Origin of the sequence: Pseudomonas sp. R43(2017) (genome assembly GCF_002112345.1) — a bacterium.
GTDB lineage: Bacteria > Pseudomonadota > Gammaproteobacteria > Pseudomonadales > Pseudomonadaceae > Aquipseudomonas > Aquipseudomonas kribbensis.
This window is the reverse complement of sequence record NZ_NEHJ01000005.1, coordinates 452,908-473,693: the sequence shown is the minus strand read 5'-3', so window position 1 is coordinate 473,693 and position 20,786 is coordinate 452,908. Positions and strand designations below refer to the sequence as shown.

The following is a 20,786-nucleotide window of genomic DNA, read 5'->3' as shown; positions in this document are numbered from 1 at the left end:
TCTCCATCTGATAAAGCAAAGACGCACCCACGGCGCGCCGACCAATGCTACAGAATGCCTGCCGTTGCGGCACAACCGCTTTTTCAGGCTTTTATTGCAAAGTGTGTTGCTCGATGAACTCCGTCGGCACAACGCCTTCACGACTGACCAGTCGATTGAGCTCCGAGCGCGGCAATCGAATGGCCAGCAAGCTGACACCTTCTTCGTCGTATTCTTCTTTCTGTACCGCGCCCAGCTCGAAGAACTGTGCACGCAGACGCGCAAACCGCTGGGGCAGACGCAAGGTTCCGACAAACAAATCACTGCCCAGCAATTCGGCAATGGCTTGCTCAAGCAATTCCAGACCAGTGCCATCACGCGCCGACAACCAGACCCGTTGAGGCTTGCCGTTTTCGTCGCGCTGGATTTGTGGCTCAACGCCTTCAAGCAAATCGAGTTTGTTATAGACCTCGAGGATCGGCAAGTCCTGGGCACCAATCTCGCCCAGCACCACCATCACCTGCTCGATCTGCAACATGCGATCCGGTTCGGCCGCATCGATCACGTGCAACAACAAGTCGGAATTGCTCGACTCTTCGAGCGTAGACCGAAATGCCTCGACCAGCTTGTGCGGCAAATGACGAATGAAACCCACGGTGTCGGCCAGAACGATCGGCCCCAGGTCGTCCAGTTCCAGACGGCGCAGGGTCGGGTCCAGCGTGGCGAACAACTGGTCGGCCGCATAGACCTCGGATTTCGTCACGTTATTGAACAGCGTGGATTTGCCGGCGTTGGTATAGCCCACCAGAGACACGGTAGGGATATCCGCACGTGAACGGCCACGACGCGACTGTTCGCGCTGACTGCGCACTTTTTCCAGCCGGCCCTTGATCTGGCGCAGGCGAACCCGCAGCAGGCGTCGGTCGGTTTCGAGCTGGGTTTCACCCGGGCCGCGCATGCCGATACCGCCACCCTGACGCTCAAGGTGAGTCCAGCCGCGGACCAGCCGGGTGCTCATGTGGTCAAGCTGGGCCAGTTCTACCTGGAGCTTGCCTTCATGGGTACGGGCGCGCTGGGCGAAAATATCGAGAATCAGACCGGTACGGTCGATCACGCGACACTCGAACACACGTTCGAGGTTACGTTCCTGACTGGGCGTAAGGGTGTGATTGAAGATCACCAGATCGGCTTCTTCGGCGTGTACCAGGTCGCGAAGTTCCTCGACCTTGCCGCTGCCGATCAGGTATTTGGCGGTTGGCCGATGACGCGGTACGTTAAAAAACGCAACGGTCTCGGCGCCTGCCGAATTTGCCAGTTCCTGAAACTCCTGCGGATCTTCGCGCGCCTCAGGGTCCTGTCCATCCAAGTGAACGAGGATGACTCGCTCACCACCACCGTGGCGCTCAAAGAACAAAGGAGACTCCTATCAGGCGTTACCTGGCTCAGCGTCACCTGCTTCGGATTCGGTTGCGCTTGGCAGACGAATTGGACGAACCGGCACGACTGTAGAGATAGCGTGTTTGTAAACCATCTGGCTGACGGTGTTCTTCAGCAGGATAACGAACTGGTCGAACGATTCGATCGTGCCTTGCAGTTTGATACCGTTGACCAGGTAGATGGAAACCCCAACTTTCTCTTTACGTAAAGTATTCAAGTAAGGGTCTTGTAGCGAATGCCCTTTTGACATGTGCCGCACTCCTTTAAGGATTCAATATAAAAAATAGGTAATCAGATGGCTTTTGCCGCCACACCCCCAAGGATAGACGGCAATTGCAAGGACTCAGCTCAATATGGAGATGGTCCCAAGGTATTTCAAGGTGCGTGGCAGATTGTCGCAATCCAGACTGTCGAGCCAGTGCAAATCGTCCCAGCTGCGCAGCCAGGTAAACTGGCGTTTGGCCAATTGGCGCGTGGCGATGATGCCCCGCTCCTGCATTTCGGCCGCCGTCAGCTTGCCATCCAGGTAATCCCAGACTTGGCGGTAGCCTACCGCACGTATAGACGGCAACCCGGCATGCAGGTCACTTCTATTACGCAGGGCTACGACCTCGTCGATGAATCCCTGTTCCAGCATATTTGTGAATCTTTGTTTAATGCGGTCATGCAGTACCTGGCGATTTGCCGGAGCAATGGCCAAGTTCGCGACAGTATAGGGCAATTGTTGCCGTCCCGATGCCGCCGCTTCGGTACTTTGTACAGATTGTTTCAGCCGCAGTTCAGTCATGCTCTGACCGCTGACCCGATAAACTTCCAGTGCACGACTCAGGCGTTGCGGATCGTTCGGGTGAATTCGCGCCGCCGATTCCGGGTCGATCACTGCCAGTTGTTCGTGCAGGGCTTGCCAGCCAAGGCGTGCAGCCTCTTCTTCGATCTGTGCGCGAACCTCGGGATCCGCCGCTGGCATGTCTGCCAGACCTTCGACCAAAGCCTTGTAATAGAGCATCGTGCCGCCCACCAGCAGCGGAATTTTTCCGCGTGCGGTGATTTCGGCCATGGCTTGCAGGGCATCGCGGCGGAAATCTGCGGCCGAATAAGCCTCGGCCGGGTCGAGAATGTCGATCAGGCGGTGTGGATACTCGGCCAGCAGCTCTTTCGATGGCTTGGCGGTGCCGATATCCATGCCGCGATAAACCAGCGCCGAGTCGACGCTGATCAACTCGCACGGCAGCACCTTGGTCAGCTCGATGGCCAGGTCGGTCTTGCCCGCAGCGGTCGGGCCCATCAGGAAAATCGCTGGAGGAAGCTGGCTCATCAACGACCGCGCAGGAACAGTTTGTCCAGATCGTCCAGGCCCAGTTGGGTCCAGGTCGGTCGGCCATGGTTGCATTGACCGCTGCGCTCGGTGTTTTCCATGTCGCGCAGCAGGCCGTTCATTTCCGGCAAGGCCAGGCGGCGGTTGGCGCGGATCGCGCCGTGGCAGGCCATGGTGCCGAGCAGTTCGTTCAGGTGTGCCTGGATCCGGTCGCTGGTGCCGTACTCCATCAGGTCCGACAGCACGTCGCCCACCAGACGGTTGGCCTCGGCCTGCTTGAGCAGGGCAGGAATCTGCCGGATCGCCAGGGTTTCCGGGCCCAGACGCTGCAATTCGAATCCGAGACGCTGGAACCACGCCGCATGCTCTTCGGCGCAATCGGCCTCGCGCTGACTGACCGCCAGCGACTCCGGCACCAGCAACGGCTGGCCGCTCAAACCTTCGCTGGCCATGGCGATCTTCAGACGCTCATACATGATCCGCTCGTGAGCGGCGTGCATGTCCACCAAAACCAGGCCATGGGCGTTCTCGGACAGAATGTAGATGCCCTTGAGCTGCGCCAGTGCGTAGCCCAGCGGCGGAATATCTTCCTGACCGGCCGGCAGCGCGTTGGCATTCGCCTCGGGCAGCGGCGCGAAAAACTCGCGATACGCGGCCTGGGCCTCGGCAGCCGGGACGGCAGGTTGCGGACGTGGCGTGTATTGATACTGATAGGCGCCGCCAGTGCTCGCGCCCGACGAGGTATTGAACGCCGGTTGTGCCTGCGGTTGCTCCAGCAACGCATTGGCGGCCAGACGCATTTCGCCCTGCGGGCCGAACTCGCCGGCCTCGAGACCCGTTGGCCGCACGATGGCAGTGGTGACCGAGCCAGCAAGCTGATCTTCCGGTCGTACATCGCCCAGCGCACGGTGCAGCGTGCCATAAAGGAAGTCATGCACCATGCGTCCGTCACGGAAGCGCACTTCGTGCTTGGTCGGGTGCACGTTGACGTCGACCGCTGCCGGATCGACCTCGAAAAACAGCGCGAACGTCGGATGCCGGCCGTTGAACAGCACATCGCGATAAGCCTGGCGCACCGCGTGGGCTACCAGTTTGTCGCGCACTGCACGGCCGTTGACGAAGAAATACTGCAAGTCCGCCTGACTGCGGTTGAAGGTCGGCAGACCGACCCAGCCCCACAGGTGCAGGCCGTTGCGTTCGATCTCGATCGGCAGTGCCTGCTCCAGGAAACCCGAACCGCAGATCGCCGCCACACGCCGGGCGCGGGCCGCATCATCGTGGGCCTCGTGCAGACTGAGGATGGTCTTGCCGTTGTGACGCAAATGGAACGCCACGTCGAAACGCGCCAGCGCCAGACGTTTGATCACTTCCTGCAAGTGATCGAATTCGGTTTTTTCGGTCTTGAGGAATTTGCGCCGAGCCGGGGTGTTGAAGAATAGGTCGCGGACTTCCACCGAGGTGCCGACCGGATGGGCCGCCGGCTGCACGCGGGGCGCCATGTCACGGCCTTCGGTCTCGACCTGCCAGGCCTGATCGGCGTCGCGGGTGCGGGAAGTCAGGGTCAGCCGCGCCACGGAGCTGATCGACGCCAGTGCCTCGCCCCGGAAACCCAGGCTCATCACTTGTTCGAGGTCTTCAAGGTTGCGGATTTTGCTGGTGGCGTGACGGGCCAGCGCCAGCGGCAGGTCATCGGCGGAAATGCCGCTGCCGTCATCGCGCACCCGCAGCAGCTTGACGCCGCCCTGCTCGACATCGACGTCGATACGCTTGGCACCAGAGTCGAGGCTGTTTTCCAGCAACTCCTTGATCACCGAAGCCGGGCGCTCGACCACCTCGCCGGCGGCGATCTGGTTCGCCAGCCGAGGGCTGAGCAGTTCGATGCGCGCTGCGTTCAGAACCTGATTCATTCTTTGGACGCCAGTTCGGTGCCCGGAATGGTCAGGTGCTGACCGACTTTCAGCTCATCGCTGCTGAGGTTGTTGGCACTGCGCAGGGTCGCTGCCGATACCTGATAACGCACGGCAATCATGGCCAGGGTTTCGCCGGGGCTGACCCGATGATCGCGCGGACCCTGAGCGATCTTGCCCGAATCACGCAGCCACGCAATGTAAGTGCCCGGTGGCGGGTTCTGCTGGAAGAACTGACGCACGCCGCTGCTGATCGAACGCGCCAGCGCCTGCTGGTGGCTCGAGGCCGAGAGCTTGTTCGCTTCGTTGGCGTTGGAGATGAAGCCGGTTTCCACCAGAATCGACGGGATGTCCGGCGACTTCAGCACCATAAACCCGGCCTGTTCCACGCGTTGCTTGTGCAGCGGCGTGACGCGGCCGATGTTGGTCAGGACCTTCTGGCCGACGTTGAGGCTGGAAGTCAACGAGGCAGTCATCGACAGGTCGAGCAGAACGCCGGCGAGCATGCGGTCCTTGTCATCGAGGCTGACGTTGCCGGCACCACCGATCAGGTCGGAACGGTTTTCACTGTCGGCCAGCCAACGGGCGGTCTCCGACGTTGCGCCACGATCGGACAAGGCAAACACCGAAGCCCCGAAGGCCGCCGCAGATGGCGCCGCGTCGGCGTGGATCGAGACGAACAGGTCGGCGCCTTTCTTGCGGGCGATTTCGGTACGGCCGCGCAGCGGGATGAAGTAGTCGCCGGTACGGGTCAGTTCGGCGCGGAAGCCTTTCATGCCGTTGACCTGACGTTGCAATTCACGGGCGATCTGCAGCACCACGTCTTTCTCGCGCTGACCGCGTGAGCCGGACGCACCCGGGTCTTCGCCGCCGTGACCGGCGTCGATCACCACAATGATGTCGCGTTTGCCGGCCGGGGCCGGGGGCAGTTTGATCGCAGGTTCGGCCGGGGTTACCGGAACGGCCGGAACAGTGGCGACCGTCGGTGCCGGCGCAGGGGTTGGCGGCGGCGCGGCATCGGCCGGGTTATCGAACAGGTCGACCACCAGACGGTTGCCATATTGCGCGTTTGGCGCCAGCGAGAAGCTTTTCGGGGTGACGGCTTTCTTCAGGTCGATGACCACCCGCAGGTCGGTCGGCGTACGCTGGGCCGAGCGCATGGCGGTGATCGGTGTGTTGGCGGTGGAGACTTTCAACGGCGCGCCAAGGGTGGCGCCATTGATGTCGATCACCAGTCGATCCGGTGCCGTGAGGGTGAAGACGCTGTGCTGCACCGGACCGGTCAGGTCGAACACCAGGCGCGTGTTGTCCGGCGCCCGCCACAGGCGCACGCTGTTGACCTTCGTCTCGGCCACAGCGTTGACGGTTACTGCCATCAACATCAGTCCAGCGGCAGCCACCAACGCGCGAAAGCGCATACCTAACCCCATCATTTATTTGGATTCCAACGCCAAAGCGGCACACCAGGCCTCGCCACGCGAGCCCTGGGACAAAATAGTCAGCGAACGCCCGCTGTCTTGCGGGCTAATGGTAATGGTCAGGTCGGGCTTTGGCAAAAAGCCTGCACCTTTATCGGGCCACTCGATCAGGCACAGGGCGTCGTCTTCGAAATAGTCGCGGATGCCGAGAAACTCCAGCTCCTCGGGATCGACCAGGCGATACAGATCGAAGTGGAAGGCGCGGATGTCACCGATCTCGTAGGGTTCGACCAGCGTGAAGGTCGGACTTTTCACCGCACCAACGTGCCCCAGCCCGCGAATGATGCCCCGCGACAGCGTGGTTTTGCCCATGCCGAGGTTGCCTTCGAGAAAAATCAGACCATGGCCGCCGGTTACGCGGGCGATCCGTGCGCCAAAGTCGCTCATCGCCTGTTCATCGGCCAGGTACAGGGTTACTTCAGACACGGTGCATGCTCCTCCAACAACTGACGAATGGCTGGAATCAGATCACTGGCCGCCAGCCCACGGCCGAATTTACCTTGTTGCGCCCCGGCGTTGGCGTGCAGCCAGACGGCCAGGCACGCTGCGTCGAACGCATTCATGCCCTGCGCCAGCAACGCACCGACCAGACCGGCCAACACATCGCCGAGACCCGCAGTGGCCATGGCCGGATGACCTTGATGACACAACGCCAGACGCCCGTCGGGATGAGCGATCAGACTGCCTGCACCCTTGAGCACCACAACCGCTGTGTATTTTTTGCTCAATGCCGATGCGGCGGCCGGCCTATCAGCCTGCACCTCGGCAGTGCTGATCCCCAACAGTCGCGCCGCCTCCCCCGGATGCGGCGTAATCACGCAATCCTTGGGCAAACTGACGAAACCGCACGCCAGTAGATTCAATGCGTCGGCATCCCATACTTGCGGCAGCGGCGCATTGGCGGCGGCCGACAGCAGCGCCCGGCCCCAGCTCGCCTGTCCCAGACCCGGGCCGACCACCAATACGGACACCTTTTCCAGCAGCCCCATCAGTTGATTGGCCGACGAAGTACCCAGCGCCATGGCTTCCGGCACCCGGCTCAACGCCGCCGGGACATGTTCCGGACGGGTCGCCAGCGACACCATCCCCGCCCCGCTGCGCAAGGCGCTTTCGGTGCTGAGCAGAATCGCCCCGCCAAAACCGTGATCGCCACCGATCAGCAGCACATGGCCGAAACGCCCCTTGTGCGCAGCCCGTGCCCGGGCGGGCAGACGCGGCAGATTAGCGGTGTTGAGCCGGCGGGCGGCGACGGCAATGTCACTGCAGGTTTCGGCCGGTGCTTGCAGATCGTTGAACAGCAGGTTGCCGACATGGTCCGCCGCGTCCCCGGTAAACAGGCCAAGCTTGAGACCGATAAAGGTCACCGTGAGATCCGCACACACCGCCCGGCCCAGCACATGGCCGGTATCGGCACACAAACCGGAAGGGATATCGACAGCCACCACGGGCAGGCCACTGGCGTTGATTGCCTCGATCGCAGACAAGTACGGCTCGCGCACTTCGCCGCTCAAACCGGTGCCAAGCAGCGCATCGACAAGAATTCCGCGCAATTCACCAAAAGCAGTCCACGCAGCAATCGAAACGCCTTCGGCCACCGCTTCGGCATGCGCCAGGGCCGCATCGCCCTGCAACCGTTGCGGATCGCCGACGGCCAGCACCTGCACCACCCAACCCGCACGGCGGGCCAGTGCAGCGATCAGATAACCATCGCCGGCGTTGTTGCCGTGGCCGGCCAGCACCGTCAGTTCGTTCGCCGAAGGCCATTGGCGTACCAGTGCGCGCCAGGTGGCATGGGCGGCATGCTGCATCAATTCGAAGCCCGGCGTACCGGCGGCAATCAGCCGTGCATCGAGTGCCCGCACCTGCGCGGCGCGGTACAGCGCGTCGGGTAATTGATCTTTAGTGTGCGGCATGCGTCTTCGGGCTCCGATGTCTGGCAGAATTATACGCACCTCAGCTCCGGTTTCTCTCGCCTCATGTCCGCCATCACCACAGATCTTCCCGCCCTCGCCCAATCCATCAAGGACTGGGGCCGCGAGCTGGGCTTCCAGCAAGTCGGCATCAGCGGTCTGGACCTGGCCGAGCACGAGCAGCATCTGCAACGCTGGCTCGAGGCCGGCTACCACGGCGAAATGGATTACATGGGCGCCCACGGCAGCAAACGCTCGCACCCGGAAGAGCTGGTGCCGGGCACCTTGCGCGTGGTGTCCCTGCGCATGGACTACCTGCCGGGCGATACGCAAATGGCGCAATTGCTGGCCAAACCGGAAAAAGCCTACATCTCGCGTTATGCCTTGGGCCGCGATTATCACAAGTTGATCCGTAAACGCGTGCAACAACTGGCGGACAAGATTCAGTCCGAAATCGGCCCGTTCGGCTTCCGCGCCTTCGTCGACAGCGCCCCGGTGCTGGAAAAGGCCATCGCCGAGCAGGCGGGATTGGGCTGGATCGGCAAAAACACCCTGGTGCTGAACCGCAAGGCCGGCAGTTACTTCTTTCTCAGCGAACTGTTCGTCGACCTGCCGCTGCCGGTGGATGAACCCCACAGTACCGAACATTGCGGGCGCTGCACCGCGTGCCTCGACATCTGCCCGACCAACGCTTTCGTCGGCCCGTATGTGCTGGACGCGCGACGCTGCATTTCCTACCTGACCATTGAACTGAAGAACGCCATTCCCGAAGACCTGCGTCCGCTGATCGGCAATCGGGTATTCGGCTGCGACGACTGCCAGATCTGCTGCCCGTGGAACCGCTTCGCCCGCCCGTCCGGCGAAAGCGACTTCAAGCCCCGGCACAATCTGGACAACGCCGAACTGGCCGAGCTGTTTTTATGGGATGAAGACAAATTCCTCAGCAGCACCGAGGGTTCGCCGCTGCGCCGTGCGGGATACGAGCGCTGGCTGCGCAATCTGGCGGTGGGATTGGGCAACGCACCATCGAGCATCCCGGTACTGGAAGCGCTCAAGGCACGGCGCGAATACCCGTCAGAGCTGGTGCGCGAGCATGTGGAATGGGCGCTGAAACAGCATGCCGACCGTCAATGTTCGTCGTTATAAACGAACTTCGGCATTTCCCAATGGAAGCGAATTGCCAACAGCCGCAATAGAAAGCCACCGAACAAGGTGATCAGAATCGCCTGTTCGCTCGGCACGTTCAGGAACAGGCACAGCATGTAGCACCACGCCGCAGCAAACGAGACGCTGGCGTAGAGTTCGCGACGGAAGATCAGCGGGATGTCGTTGCAGAAGATGTCGCGCAGGATGCCGCCGAACACCCCGGTGATCACGCCGCTGACCGAAGCCACCAGCATGCCGTGGCCCATTTCCAGGGCGGTCATGCAGCCGATCAGGGTGAACGCCACCAGACCGACGGCATCGAGTACCAGAAACAGCGAGCGCAGATGGCGCATCCAGCGTGCCGTGAACACGGTGATCATCGCCGCGACCGTGGTCAGCACCAGGTATTCCGGGTGTTTGACCCAGGTCAGCGGGTAGTGCCCAAGCAGCACGTCGCGCACCGAACCGCCACCCAATGCCGTGACGCAGGCAATCAACACCACGCCGAACCAGTCCATGCCGCGACGGCCCGCGGACAGGGCGCCGGTCATGGCTTCGGCAGTAATGGCGACGAGGTAGAGCATCAGCAACATGGCGGCAGTCCTGGCAGGAAGGCGCGCAGTCTAGCCATTTCAGGGCGGCACCAGAAGTGCGTTTTGCTGAACGTCTGTGACGAGGGGATCTGGCTGCTGCGCAGCCAGGCGGGAGCAAGCGCCCTCGCCACCAAGGTCGCCGATCTCAGAACTTGATGAAATGCTTGCGGTAGTGCTGCAGCTCGGCGATGGACTCGCGGATGTCGTCCAGTGCCAGGTGAGTACTGCCCTTCTTGAAGCTGTCGCGCACGTCCGGCGCCCAGCGCGCGGCCAGTTCCTTGAGGGTGGAGACGTCGAGGTTGCGGTAGTGAAAGTAGCTTTCCAGCGACTTCATGTGGGTATAAAGGAAGCGGCGATCCTGGCAGATGCTGTTGCCGCAGATCGGCGACTTGCCCTTCGGTACCCACTTCTCGAGGAAAGCGATGGTTTCGGCTTCAGCTTCGGCCATGCTCACGCGGCTTTCGCGCACACGCTGGGTCAGGCCGGAGTTGCCGTGGGTGCGAGTGTTCCACTCGTCCATGCGGGCGAGGACTTCGTCGCTGTGATGGATGGCGATCACCGGGCCTTCGGCCAGGGTGTTCAGGTCACTGTCGGTGACGATGGTGGCCATTTCGATGATCACATCGTTTTCCGGATCCAGACCGGTCATTTCCAGGTCGATCCAGATCAGGTTCTGCGGGTTTTGCATATTTCGGCTCCTAGGCAATGCTGCGCAGTTTAGCCTAGGGCGGTGCCCGGGCGTGCTAAACTCGCGGCCGTTTTACCTAATCGCTGCATTCTTCAGACGGAACACCCATGGCCAAACGCCAACTCAATCGTCGTCAAAACTGGCGCATCGAAAAGATTCAGGGCGAGCGCGCCGCCCGCGCCGCCAAACGCGAGTCCTCGGCTGTCGAGGCGCTCGAAGGCGGCGACCTGGGCCCTGAACAGCACGGCCTGGTGATCGCCCACTTCGGTGTGCAGGTCGAGGTCGAGGCCGTTGACGGCGAACTGGCCGGCCAGGTCTTCCGTTGCCACTTGCGGGCCAACCTGCCTGCACTGGTGACCGGTGACCGGGTGGTCTGGCGCGCCGGCAACCAGGGCATCGGTGTGATCGTCGCGCAGCTGCCGCGCACCACCGAACTTTGCCGCCCGGACAGCCGTGGTCAGCTCAAACCGGTAGCCGCCAACGTCGACATGATCGTCATCGTCTTCGCCCCGCTGCCCGAGCCCCATGCGAACCTGATCGACCGCTATCTGGTCGCAGCCGAGCACGCCGGCATCCGCCCTTTGCTGCTGCTGAACAAATTCGACCTGATCGACGAACAGAACGCCCCGGCGCTGAACGCACTTCTGGCGGTGTACCGCACGCTGGGTTATCCGGTGCTGGAAGTATCGGCGCACCACGGCAACGGCATGGAGCAATTGCAAACGCTGCTCGACGGACGCATCAGCGTTTTCGTCGGTCAGTCCGGTGTCGGCAAGTCGTCGCTGGTCAACAGCCTGCTGCCGGACGTCGAAACCCGAGTCGGCCCGCTGTCCGAATGGTCCGGCCAGGGCACTCACACCACGACCACTGCACGGCTGTTCCACTTCCCCGGCGGCGGTGAACTGATCGACTCCCCGGGCATCCGCGAATTCGGCCTGGGCCACGTCAGCCGTGCCGATGTCGAAGCCGGTTTCATCGAGTTCGACGACCTGCTCGGCACCTGCCGCTTCCGCGACTGCAAGCACGATCGCGAACCAGGCTGCGCCTTGCTCAAGGCCCTTGAAGACGGACGCATCCAGCAGCAGCGGATGAACAGCTACCGCTCGATCATCGCCAGCCTTCCCGAAAACGGCTACTAAACAGCCAGACACAAAAAAGCCGCGATCATCTCGCGGCTTTTTTGTAGGTCACTGCTTCGGCACGGGCGCCGGTGCAGTGGCCGGTGCAGCAGGCGCCGGGGCTGGCGCTGCGCTGCCCGGCTCGGCCGGTTTCGGCAGCGGGTCGTCGAACAGGTTCAGCCGTTCGCGCAACTCGTGGGCCGGCACCGGTTGCTGATCCGCCGGCAAGGCGTTCGGGTCGACCGGTTTGGCCGGATCGGCGCCGTTCTGCCCTTCGGCCGGTTTCGCCGGTTCAGCGCCTTGCGAACCTTCGATGGCGGCCTGGGCCTTCTTGGTCAGCACCACGATGTCGATACGGCGGTTGACCGGGTTGAACGGGTTCTCCTTGTCGAACAGCGCCGACGAGGCGTAACCCACCACCCGTGCCACTTGCCCGTCCGGATAGCTGCCCGCCACCAGCGCACGCCGGGCGGCGTTGGCACGGTTGGCCGAAAGCTCCCAGTTACCGAAGTCGCCGGTGCCGGTGTACGGCTTGGCATCGGTGTGACCACTGATGCTGATCTTGTTCGGCACCGCTTTGATGGTGTCGGCCATGGCCAGCAGGATGTCTTCGAAGTACGGTTTCAGGCGTGCGGAACCGGAGTCGAACATCGGCCGGTTCTCGGCGTCCATGATCTGGATGCGCAAGCCGTTCGGCGTGATCTCGAACAGGATCTGGTCCTTGAACTTCTGCAGTTGCGGATTCTCGTCGACCTTGTTCTGCAGTTCCTGCAGCAACAGTTCCAGGCGCTCCTTCTCGACCTGCTCTGCCATGCCTTCAACCTGATCGGTGTCGACCGTAACCTTGTCCGGTTGCGGCTGAGACTTCACTTCAGGGTTGAGGGTGTTTTCCGGCGCCAGGGTCGGCGTACCGCCCAGGTCGATGATGTACGGCGTGCCGCTCTCGGAGAAGCCGACCGGGTCCTTGAAGTAACCGGCAATGGCGATCTTCTGTTCCGGCGTTGCGGTGGACAGCAGCCACAGCACCAAGAAGAACGCCATCATCGCCGTCGCGAAGTCGGCGAAGGCGATCTTCCACGCCCCGCCGTGATGCCCGCCACCGTAGCGCTTGATGCGCTTGATGATTATCGGCTGGTTATTTTCCATGACTTAGCGACCGCGAACCGCTTGTTCCAGCTCGGCGAAGCTAGGACGGTGAGCCGGGTACAGAACCTTGCGCCCGAATTCCACGGCCAGCGACGGCGGCATGCCGGAAGCCGAAGCCACCAGCGAAGCCTTGATGGCTTCATAGACGTTGAGTTCTTCCTTGGCATCGTGGGCCAGGGAATGCGCCAGCGGGCCGAAGAAGCCGTAGGCCGCCAAGATACCGAAGAAGGTACCGACCAGTGCCGCACCTACGTGCAGACCGATGGACTTCTGATCGCCGTCACCCAGGGACGCCATGGTCACCACGATACCCAGTACCGCCGCGACGATACCGAAACCGGGCATGCCGTCGGCAATGCCGTTGACCGCGTGGGAAGGATGCTCAAGCTCTTCCTTGAGGCTGTACAGCTCCATGTCGAACAGGCCTTCGAGTTCGTGCGGCGCCATGTTGCCGGACGACATGATGCGCAGGTAATCGCAGATGAACGCGGTCATGCGTTCGTCTTTCAGCACCGCCGGGTACTTGGCGAAGATCGGGCTCGCAGCGGCATCTTCGATGTCGCCTTCGATGGCCATCATGCCTTCACGGCGGCTCTTGTTGAGGATTTCGTAGATCAGGCCAAGCACTTCCAGATAGAACGTGTGGCTGAAACGCGAGCTGAACATGCCCAGGGATTTCTTGAGCACGTGCATGGTCATGTAACCGGGGTTGGCCTGGAGGAATGCTCCGAGTGCCGCACCGCCGATGATCATCACCTCGAAGGGCTGGATCAGGGCGGCAATCTTGCCGTGGGAGAGCACGTATCCGCCGAGCACGCTCGCGAATACGACGATGATGCCGATAATTTTAGCCATAGGTAGAAAGTACTTACTTAAGTCGGGTTCAAGGTCATATTCGGAAGTTAAAAAATCTCTTCTTCTACTTATCGGCAAAACTGCGCCAGACTATAGCCAGTTCAGGCGAAAAGCCAATTTAGCCCGTGCCGGGCGCGTCTACAGCAGATCAAGATCCCGTCCAGACATGGCTAATGAAACGAACGTCCCACACGCAAGACCGACCACACTCAATGGCTGGGTGAAGCTGCTCGACGGCGTGCGCCTGCCGGTGCCGCAAGAGGCCCATGACAAGGTCTGCCGGGCGATCCGCGACAATCGCAGCTCGTTGCGCGACATTGCCGACCTGATGCAGGACAGCCCGGCGCTGGCCCTGAGCATCATCCGCGAAGCTAACCGCCATACCCAGGGCAGCCTGACCGCACCGGCCGAAAACCTTGAGGTGGCGATCAATCGCCTGGGTCTGGCCCGCACCGAAGAACTGCTGGCACGCCTGCCCGCCGAGCCGCAGGCGCAAATTCCCCAGGCCCTGCGCCAGATACAGATGATCAGCCAGCACGCCACGCAGCAGGCCAACGGTTTTTTTGCCAGTCGCCTGGCACGGCTGTGGCAGGACATTCACTGGGGCAGCCTGCTGTTTCTGTCGCCGCTGTGGCCGTTGGCGCTGACCTTTCCCAAACTGCTCGAAGAGTGGGAAGTACGAGTCATCCACAAGGGCGAATCGGCGCGCGACGTGGAAAAACAATTGTTCGGCGTGCGCCTGCTGAAGATCGGTGCGGCACTGGTCGAAGCCTGGCGCCTGCCGATCTGGGTGCAGCAGGGGTATCGATTGCTGCTCACCGAGCAGCGCGAACTGGTCAAGGTTCTGCGCATCGCCCGCGACGTCGATCATCCGTTGCGCCAACAGAACCGCCTCGATGACGACCCGACCCTGCGCAACTGGCTCAATCAGCCAGCCAACACCGTGCTGCTGGCCAATGGTCTGGCGCTGTCGGCGCAACAGGCCTGGGACAGTCCGCACAGCGAGCGCTGGCAGTACCTGACCAGCCTCTATCTGCAAATTCCGATGGACGAAGTGCAGCAACAGCTGCACCAGCAGGCCGCCAACAGTGCGCGCCGGCATTCGATGCCGGATCTGTGGCACCCGGCGGTTTCGCTGCTGTGGCCATGGGACAACCGTCGTTTGCCGGCCGGCATGCTGCCCGCCGCCGCGCCGAGTACCGAAGACCTGGCCAAATGGCGCCGGCAATGCGCCGAACTGCTGGCCGAACCGAGCCGTTTCACCAACGCCATGCACCTGACCATCGCCGCCCGCGACGCGCTGGTGGCCAGCGGCATGCGTCGGGTGATGATCCTGATGGCCGACCGCACCCAGTCCAGTTTGCGTGTGCATCAGATTTCCGGTCTGCCGAAGGAAGCCGCTGCGCTCAATTTCGTCGTCAGCCAAAGCACCGTGCTGCAACGCTTGCTCGCGCAGCAGGCACAGGTGCGGATCACTCCGGAGAACAATGCCCAGTTTTCCGCCCTGCTGCCGCCCTCGCTGCGCACACTGTTCCGGGGCGAACATCTGTTTCTGCGCTCGCTGGTCCATAACGGCCGGGTGATCATGATCGTGGTCGCCGACCAGGGTGGCGGACCGTTCGCCGACATCACCGTGCAAGCCTTCGGCAAAACCGCGCAGTGCATCGAGAAAGCCCTGCACAGCTTTAGCCAGCGCGGCCAATGACAGCTACAATCCTTCCCCTTTGTGCTCTGGAGACCTCACATGTCTGACTTCTCTGGCCTGGCGCTGGTGATCGAGCCGAGCGACCTGCTCCCGCGCCTCAACGCCCGCAATCTGATTCTGGTGGATCTGACCAGCGCCGCCCGCTATGCCGAGGGTCATATTCCCGGCGCACGCTTCGTCGATCCGAAGCGTACCCAGCTGGGCCAGGCACCGGCTCCGGGCCTGCTGCCGACAAAAGAAAAACTCGAGGAACTGTTCGGCGAGCTGGGTCACAACAAGGACGCGGTCTACGTGGTCTATGACGACGAAGGCGGCGGCTGGGCCGGGCGTTTCATCTGGCTGCTCGACGTGATCGGTCACGACAAGTACCACTACCTTGATGGTGGTCTGCCGGCGTGGCTGGCGGAAGGCTCGCCGATGTCGATTCAGGTGCCTCCAGCGGTCGGCGGCCCGGTGGCGCTGACCCTGCACGACGAACCGACCGCCACCCGCGAATACCTGCAAAGCCGCCTCGGTGCCGCCGACCTGGCGATCTGGGATGCTCGCGGGCCACTGGAGTATTCCGGCGAGAAAGTCTTGGCGGCCAAGGGTGGACACATCCCCGGCGCAGTCAATTTCGAATGGACGGCAGGCATGGATCAGTCGCGCCAGTTGCGCATCCGCACCGACATGCCGCAGATCCTCGAAAACCTCGGGATCACCAAGGACAAAGAAATCATCACTCACTGCCAGACCCATCACCGGTCCGGTTTCACTTATCTGGTGGCCAAGGCCCTCGGTTATCCGCGGGTCAAGGGCTACGCCGGTTCCTGGGGCGAATGGGGCAACCACCCCGACACCCCCGTCGAGCTTTAAGGATTTTTAAGGACAGTCATGAAAGAGCGTTTGTTTATCATCAGCCAGTACCTGCTGCCTCACCATTTGCTGTCGCGCCTGGCCGGCTGCATCGCCGAGTGCCGTGTGCGCTGGTTCAAGAATGCCTTCACCACCTGGTTCGCCAAGCGTTATCAGGTGGACATGTCCCAGGCGCTGGTTGAAGACGTCACCGCTTACGAGCACTTCAACGCGTTCTTCACCCGCGCACTGAAAGACGGCGCACGTCCGCTGGATCAGACGCCGGGCGCAATCCTCAGCCCGGCCGACGGTGCGATCAGCCAGCTCGGCCCGATCGAGCACGGTCGCATCTTCCAGGCCAAGGGCCACAGCTTCAGCGTGCTGGAACTGCTGGGTGGCGATGCGGCCAATGCCGCACCGTTCATGGGCGGCGAATTCGCCACCGTTTACCTGTCGCCGAAGGATTACCATCGCGTACACATGCCGCTGGCCGGCACCCTGCGCGAGATGGTCTACATCCCGGGCCGGATCTTCTCGGTCAACCAGACCACCGCGGAAAACGTCCCTGAGCTGTTCGCCCGCAACGAGCGTGTGGCGTGCATCTTCGACACCGAGCGCGGGCCGATGGCCGTGGTGCTGGTGGGCGCGATGATCGTGGCTTCGATCGAAACCGTGTGGGCCGGGCTGGTGACGCCGCCGAAGCGTGAGCTGAAAACCTTCCGTTATGACGAAGCCGCCCGTGCACCGATTCATTTGGAAAAAGGTGCGGAACTGGGTCGCTTCAAGCTGGGTTCGACCGCGATCGTGCTGTTCGGGCCGGATCAGGTGAAATGGGTTGAAGAACTGAAAGCCGGCTCGCCGGTACAGATGGGTCAGGCCCTGGCACTGTCGAACGCCTGAACCTGCTGATCCGCCCCTGCGCACGTCTGCGAAGGGGCGGACACGACCTGAACGGTGCCGTTACTCTATCTGCCCACGGAAGCCGATCGGCCCTTCGTTGGCGTAGGTATTGGTGCCGCTGAGGTTTTTCCCGCCGTCACTCGAAGTGACATTCAACGCGATAACGTTCTGGTTATCCCGACCGCCGATCACCCATTTGCCACCCGGATGCCATGGGGCATCGTTGCCACCCCACTGGTTCTCGACGTTGTACTGGTTCTGACCAGTGCGCTGAGCCTTGAAGCCAATAGGGCCTTCGCCGGCGTAAGTCATGGTGCCATTGAAGGTTTTGCCGCCGTCGCCGGACTTGATGTCGATGGCGACGACTTTCTGGTTGTCCCGCGCCCCAAGAACCCAGGTTCCACCCGGATGCCAAGGTGCCGAACTACCGCCCCATTGGTTTGCCACTGCGTATTTAGACATGAACCTCATCTCCTTGAAGTTTTTCAGAGACCTGCCCGACGTTGGCGGCAAGCCGTGCAACCGTGCGTTTCCGATCGCACGCCAGAGAGCCTAGTAGCGCCTGCCGAAATGGCACCAAGCCAGCAGACCAACGGTAAAAAAGCCTGACAAACGCCTGCGAAAAGGACCACAACTGCTAGAGTTTTTGGCATTGCCCTATTCGCCGCCGGAGCTGGTCACGGCATGAGTGAGCCTCGATTCCAACCGCAACTGAGCGCGCCGACGCCAACTCAGTTGCGTCTGTCTTTCTGTGAAGCGACCCCGCGCGATCTCAAGCGCTGGATCGCCGGCCTGCCGAAAGCCAACATCGGTGAAACCGCTCGCCAGCTCTATCAGGGGCTCGGCGAACTCAATCAGTTGCTGACGCCCAGCGACAATCGCCTGCATCTGTTGGAGCTGTTGCGGCCCGAGGTGTACTTCGTCTGCCAGCACCTTGAGCGGCACTTTTTGCATCAGGCGATCATGCTCGACGAGCGCTCACGCAAGATCAGCAACCTGTGCCAGGCCCTGCAAAGTCATCTGGCCATCGGTTACAAGCAGATCGTTCTGCGCATCGCCCCCAAATACTCAAAAGACCGGGCCGCACTGCTGAGCGAAGCGCTGCAACGCGCCGTTCATGCACTGAAAGGGCAACTGGTGCGCGCCACGCAGTTGTACAGCCCGGCGCCGGAACAGTTGTGGTTTGAGCTGCACCAGTTGTTTCGCTGCGCCTGCGACTTGCAGTTGCAACACCGTCGAGTTCGTGACGATCTGGCCAGCCTCGCCGGTGAATTGAGCGTCGAACAGACCTATATCGCCGCTCTGCTGCTGGGCAGCGCCCGCTGCAATCAGTTGCGGCAGAATCCGATCGCCCAACTCGCGCAGGTGCTTGAACCCTGGAGCGCCTGGCTGAAACTGCATCCAGGTGCCTCGGGCGAAGGGTTATTCGCGATTTCTGCGGAGATCGACGCCGGTCCGCGCTATCGCAGCAAATTTCGCAGCGAACAGCAGCCCGGCCTGCTCGGCTTCGATCCGCAACCGCTGGTGAATGCCATCGAGGCTCACCTGCTGCATCAGGACACTTCAACGCCGCTGCCGGTGCCGTCCGGCCTGACCCTCGACACTCTGCAACACCTGCACGCCACCTGGGGTGAAGCCGCCGAGCGCAGTTTTCAGCGCACCGTTGGCCAGGGCAACCTGACCGTGTGCGTGGGCATGAGCGCCCTGCACTTCTATCTGGGCGGTGAACGCACATTCAGCGAATTGCTCAAGCACCCGGGTTCACGCGCCGCAAACTTCAGCCAAGCGGTGGCTCAAGGTGAAAAGGACAGCTGGAGTCAGGCCTTCGATGCCGCGCCGCAGAGCAAGGCCGACGAATTCCTGCCCTACGAAGAAATCCGCTACGAACCGCTGGCAGACGACGAAGGCGACGCCGACAGCCCGCCGCACTACCCGACGTATGCCTTGCCGGTCATCAATCACAGTCCGGGCGGCTACTGCCTGGCATGGCCAAAAGAAGTGCCTGCCGAATTGCAGACCGGGGAAATGGTCGGCATCCAGGACACCACGAATCAGGGCTGGAGCATTGCCGTGGTGCGCTGGATCCGTCAGGTGCGCGGTGCCGGGACACAAATGGGCATCGAACTGGTAGCGCCACACGCCCAGCCCTGCGGCCTGCAACTGGTGCGCACCCGGGACGATCACAGTCATTACCTGCGAGGTTTGCTGTTGCCGGAAATCAGCGCCATCGACTTGCCCGCAACGCTATTGGCACCACGACTACCGTTTCAGGAAGGCAACAAAGTGCTGATCAACACCCAGGGCGAAGAACACCGCGCCGGGCTGGATCGGCGGGTGGCGAGCACACACAGTTTCAATCAGTTTGCCTATCGTTCGCTGGAAGCCGCACAGAATGGCGGGAGCGAGGAGGATTTCGATTCGTTGTGGAAATCCCTTTGAACACGGATCGCAGCCCAAGGCTGCGATCCTGTGCAAGGGTTCAGAGCTGCCCGTCGCGATCCCGGAAGCCCAGCAGGTACAGCACGCCATCCAGCCCCAGGGTGGAAATGGCCTGCTTCGCCGACTGCTTGACCAGCGGCTTGGCGCGGAACGCCACGCCCAGACCGGCAATCGCCAGCATCGGCAAATCGTTGGCGCCGTCGCCCACGGCGATGGTCTGCTCCAGGCGCAAGCCTTCTTTTTCAGCCAGTTGTTTCAGCAGATCAGCCTTGCGCTGGGCGTCGACGATCGGCTCGATCGCAACGCCGGTGCACTTGCCGTCGACCACTTCCAGTTCGTTGGCGAACACATAGTCGATGCCGAGCTTGGCCTGCAATTGTTTGGCGAAGTAGGTGAAGCCACCGGACAGGATGGCGGTCTTGTAGCCCAGACGCTTGAGTTCGGCGAACAGGGTTTCGGCGCCTTCGGTAAGGCGCAGGGAGGCGCCGATCGAATCCAGCACGCTGACATCCAGGCCCTTGAGCAGCGCCAGACGTTCCTTGAAGCTGGCGCGGAAGTCCAGCTCCCCGGCCATCGCCCGCTCGGTGATTTCCGACACCTGGTCGCCCACACCGGCGGCCTTGGCCAGCTCGTCGATGACTTCGGCTTCGATCAGGGTCGAGTCCATGTCGAACACCGCCAGACGACGATTGCGACGGAACAGCGAATCTTCCTGGAAGGCGATGTCGACATTCAGCTCCTGGGCCACGCTGAGGAACTCGGCGCGCAGGGCCTGTGGATCGGCCGCTTCGCCACGCACGGAGAACTCGATGCAGCCCTTGCCCTTGTCGGCCGGCGTGTCCAGCGGCATACGACCCGACAGACGGTCGATATGGTCGATGTTCAGGCCATATTTGGCGGTGATCGAGCTCACGGCCTGCAACTGGCCAGCGGTGACCTTGCGGGTCAGCAGGGTGACGATGTGGCGCTTCTTGCCCTGATTGCCCACCCATTGCTGGTAATCCTCTTCGGACACCGGGGTGAAACGCACCTGCTGGTCGAGCTCGTAGCCCTTGAACAGGATGTCCTTGAGCACCGACTTGCCTTGCTCGGAGTCGGGGATTTCCACGAGGATGCCGAACGACAGCATGTCGTGAATCACCGCCTGACCGATGTCGAGGATATTCACACCACCCTGGGCCAGAACACCGGTAATGGCCGCCGTCAGACCCGGACGGTCGACTCCCGTGATGTTAATCAGGACGATTTCGCGCAACGCGCACCCCCGCAACTGGAAAAAAACCGCATTCTACCCACTTTCAGTGACCATCGGGCACCGCCAGCGCTTTGCCGGTCT

General features: G+C 61.9%; 19 protein-coding genes. 6 read left to right on the top strand and 13 right to left on the bottom strand.

Annotated features, from left to right (window positions below):
- Window positions 1-91: 91 nt before the first annotated feature.
- The 7 genes from hflX to CAG02_RS16955 form a co-directional block, all read right to left on the bottom strand.
- Window positions 92-1,393, bottom strand: a complete 1,302-nt coding sequence (hflX, locus tag CAG02_RS16985; protein ID WP_064379099.1) for a ribosome rescue GTPase HflX — start codon at window positions 1,391-1,393, stop codon at window positions 92-94.
- 12 nt (window positions 1,394-1,405) lie between these two features.
- Window positions 1,406-1,666: an RNA chaperone Hfq gene (gene hfq, locus CAG02_RS16980; RefSeq protein ID WP_007902656.1), complete on the bottom strand. Its 261-nt coding sequence runs from the start codon at window positions 1,664-1,666 to the stop codon at window positions 1,406-1,408.
- A 93-nt stretch (window positions 1,667-1,759) separates the two neighbouring features.
- Window positions 1,760-2,731, bottom strand: coding sequence for a tRNA (adenosine(37)-N6)-dimethylallyltransferase MiaA (gene miaA, locus CAG02_RS16975; protein WP_085711156.1), 972 nt, complete (start codon window positions 2,729-2,731; stop codon window positions 1,760-1,762).
- On the bottom strand, window positions 2,731-4,638 hold the full coding sequence (gene mutL / locus CAG02_RS16970; protein ID WP_085711155.1) for a DNA mismatch repair endonuclease MutL: 1,908 nt from the start codon (window positions 4,636-4,638) through the stop codon (window positions 2,731-2,733). Before mutL ends, miaA begins: the two co-directional genes overlap by 1 nt.
- Window positions 4,635-6,020 (bottom strand): N-acetylmuramoyl-L-alanine amidase, encoded by a 1,386-nt coding sequence (locus CAG02_RS16965; protein ID WP_371320912.1) that lies wholly within the window; start codon window positions 6,018-6,020, stop codon window positions 4,635-4,637. The genes mutL and CAG02_RS16965 overlap by 4 nt, the downstream gene beginning before the upstream one ends.
- A 51-nt stretch (window positions 6,021-6,071) precedes the next feature.
- Window positions 6,072-6,542, bottom strand: coding sequence for a tRNA (adenosine(37)-N6)-threonylcarbamoyltransferase complex ATPase subunit type 1 TsaE (gene tsaE, locus CAG02_RS16960; protein WP_065258770.1), 471 nt, complete (start codon window positions 6,540-6,542; stop codon window positions 6,072-6,074).
- Window positions 6,530-8,029 (bottom strand): NAD(P)H-hydrate dehydratase, encoded by a 1,500-nt coding sequence (locus tag CAG02_RS16955; protein ID WP_085711153.1) that lies wholly within the window; start codon window positions 8,027-8,029, stop codon window positions 6,530-6,532. Before CAG02_RS16955 ends, tsaE begins: the two co-directional genes overlap by 13 nt.
- Window positions 8,030-8,092: 63 nt before the next feature.
- Here CAG02_RS16955 and queG point away from each other — a divergent pair, with 63 nt between their 5' ends.
- Window positions 8,093-9,172 (top strand): tRNA epoxyqueuosine(34) reductase QueG, encoded by a 1,080-nt coding sequence (gene queG, locus CAG02_RS16950; RefSeq protein WP_085711152.1) that lies wholly within the window; start codon window positions 8,093-8,095, stop codon window positions 9,170-9,172.
- Here the strand turns inward: queG and CAG02_RS16945 are convergent.
- Together CAG02_RS16945 and orn are read right to left on the bottom strand one after the other, a co-directional pair.
- Window positions 9,154-9,765, bottom strand: coding sequence for a trimeric intracellular cation channel family protein (locus CAG02_RS16945; protein WP_064593093.1), 612 nt, complete (start codon window positions 9,763-9,765; stop codon window positions 9,154-9,156). The two genes, queG and CAG02_RS16945, sit on opposite strands and share 19 nt — an antisense overlap.
- A gap of 145 nt (window positions 9,766-9,910) precedes the next feature.
- Window positions 9,911-10,453: an oligoribonuclease gene (orn, locus tag CAG02_RS16940; protein ID WP_065258764.1), complete on the bottom strand. Its 543-nt coding sequence runs from the start codon at window positions 10,451-10,453 to the stop codon at window positions 9,911-9,913.
- Window positions 10,454-10,560: 107 nt separating this feature from the next.
- On the opposite strand from orn, the gene rsgA reads away from it, so the two are divergent.
- Window positions 10,561-11,592: a small ribosomal subunit biogenesis GTPase RsgA gene (rsgA, locus tag CAG02_RS16935; protein WP_085711151.1), complete on the top strand. Its 1,032-nt coding sequence runs from the start codon at window positions 10,561-10,563 to the stop codon at window positions 11,590-11,592.
- Between the two features lie 48 nt (window positions 11,593-11,640).
- Here rsgA and motB read toward each other — a convergent pair whose 3' ends face one another.
- Together motB and motA are read right to left on the bottom strand one after the other, a co-directional pair.
- On the bottom strand, window positions 11,641-12,717 hold the full coding sequence (gene motB, locus CAG02_RS16930) for a flagellar motor protein MotB (protein WP_085711150.1): 1,077 nt from the start codon (window positions 12,715-12,717) through the stop codon (window positions 11,641-11,643).
- 3 nt (window positions 12,718-12,720) lie between these two features.
- On the bottom strand, window positions 12,721-13,572 hold the full coding sequence (gene motA / locus CAG02_RS16925) for a flagellar motor stator protein MotA (RefSeq protein WP_085711149.1): 852 nt from the start codon (window positions 13,570-13,572) through the stop codon (window positions 12,721-12,723).
- A gap of 166 nt (window positions 13,573-13,738) precedes the next feature.
- Here motA and CAG02_RS16920 point away from each other — a divergent pair, with 166 nt between their 5' ends.
- From CAG02_RS16920 to asd, 3 genes are read left to right on the top strand one after another with little or no spacing between them, the layout of a single operon-like run.
- Window positions 13,739-15,277, top strand: coding sequence for an HDOD domain-containing protein (locus CAG02_RS16920; RefSeq protein ID WP_085711148.1), 1,539 nt, complete (start codon window positions 13,739-13,741; stop codon window positions 15,275-15,277).
- 39 nt (window positions 15,278-15,316) lie between these two features.
- Window positions 15,317-16,132 carry a rhodanese-like domain-containing protein gene (locus CAG02_RS16915; RefSeq protein WP_085711147.1) on the top strand — a complete coding sequence of 272 codons (816 nt, stop codon included), beginning with the start codon at window positions 15,317-15,319 and terminating at the stop codon, window positions 16,130-16,132.
- 18 nt (window positions 16,133-16,150) lie between these two features.
- A complete protein-coding gene (gene asd, locus CAG02_RS16910) occupies window positions 16,151-17,011 on the top strand; it encodes an archaetidylserine decarboxylase (protein ID WP_065258758.1) in 861 nt (286 codons plus the stop codon).
- Between the two features lie 60 nt (window positions 17,012-17,071).
- Here the strand turns inward: asd and CAG02_RS16905 are convergent, their stop codons facing one another.
- Window positions 17,072-17,473 (bottom strand): lectin OAA, encoded by a 402-nt coding sequence (locus CAG02_RS16905; RefSeq protein ID WP_085711146.1) that lies wholly within the window; start codon window positions 17,471-17,473, stop codon window positions 17,072-17,074.
- A 222-nt stretch (window positions 17,474-17,695) separates the two neighbouring features.
- On the opposite strand from CAG02_RS16905, the gene CAG02_RS16900 reads away from it, so the two are divergent.
- A complete protein-coding gene (locus tag CAG02_RS16900; RefSeq protein ID WP_085711145.1) occupies window positions 17,696-19,450 on the top strand; it encodes a molecular chaperone in 1,755 nt (584 codons plus the stop codon).
- Window positions 19,451-19,490: 40 nt separating this feature from the next.
- Here CAG02_RS16900 and serB read toward each other — a convergent pair whose 3' ends face one another.
- A complete protein-coding gene (gene serB / locus CAG02_RS16895; protein WP_007952163.1) occupies window positions 19,491-20,705 on the bottom strand; it encodes a phosphoserine phosphatase SerB in 1,215 nt (404 codons plus the stop codon).
- Between the last annotated feature and the right edge of the window lie 81 nt (window positions 20,706-20,786).

What these genes read in the sequence shown, in the direction of transcription:
- hfq (WP_007902656.1), bottom strand. Translation starts at nt 1,666, where the DNA reads ATGTCAAAAGGGCATTCGCTACAAGACCCTTACTTGAATACTTTACGT.
- miaA (WP_085711156.1), bottom strand. Translation starts at nt 2,731, where the DNA reads ATGAGCCAGCTTCCTCCAGCGATTTTCCTGATGGGCCCGACCGCTGCG.
- mutL (WP_085711155.1), bottom strand. Translation starts at nt 4,638, where the DNA reads ATGAATCAGGTTCTGAACGCAGCGCGCATCGAACTGCTCAGCCCTCGG.
- CAG02_RS16965 (WP_371320912.1), bottom strand. Translation starts at nt 6,020, where the DNA reads ATGTTGATGGCAGTAACCGTCAACGCTGTGGCCGAGACGAAGGTCAAC.
- CAG02_RS16955 (WP_085711153.1), bottom strand. Translation starts at nt 8,029, where the DNA reads ATGCCGCACACTAAAGATCAATTACCCGACGCGCTGTACCGCGCCGCG.
- queG (WP_085711152.1), top strand. Translation starts at nt 8,093, where the DNA reads ATGTCCGCCATCACCACAGATCTTCCCGCCCTCGCCCAATCCATCAAG.
- CAG02_RS16945 (WP_064593093.1), bottom strand. Translation starts at nt 9,765, where the DNA reads ATGTTGCTGATGCTCTACCTCGTCGCCATTACTGCCGAAGCCATGACC.
- orn (WP_065258764.1), bottom strand. Translation starts at nt 10,453, where the DNA reads ATGCAAAACCCGCAGAACCTGATCTGGATCGACCTGGAAATGACCGGT.
- rsgA (WP_085711151.1), top strand. Translation starts at nt 10,561, where the DNA reads ATGGCCAAACGCCAACTCAATCGTCGTCAAAACTGGCGCATCGAAAAG.
- motB (WP_085711150.1), bottom strand. Translation starts at nt 12,717, where the DNA reads ATGGAAAATAACCAGCCGATAATCATCAAGCGCATCAAGCGCTACGGT.
- motA (WP_085711149.1), bottom strand. Translation starts at nt 13,572, where the DNA reads ATGGCTAAAATTATCGGCATCATCGTCGTATTCGCGAGCGTGCTCGGC.
- CAG02_RS16920 (WP_085711148.1), top strand. Translation starts at nt 13,739, where the DNA reads ATGGCTAATGAAACGAACGTCCCACACGCAAGACCGACCACACTCAAT.
- CAG02_RS16915 (WP_085711147.1), top strand. Translation starts at nt 15,317, where the DNA reads ATGTCTGACTTCTCTGGCCTGGCGCTGGTGATCGAGCCGAGCGACCTG.
- asd (WP_065258758.1), top strand. Translation starts at nt 16,151, where the DNA reads ATGAAAGAGCGTTTGTTTATCATCAGCCAGTACCTGCTGCCTCACCAT.
- CAG02_RS16905 (WP_085711146.1), bottom strand. Translation starts at nt 17,473, where the DNA reads ATGTCTAAATACGCAGTGGCAAACCAATGGGGCGGTAGTTCGGCACCT.
- CAG02_RS16900 (WP_085711145.1), top strand. Translation starts at nt 17,696, where the DNA reads ATGAGTGAGCCTCGATTCCAACCGCAACTGAGCGCGCCGACGCCAACT.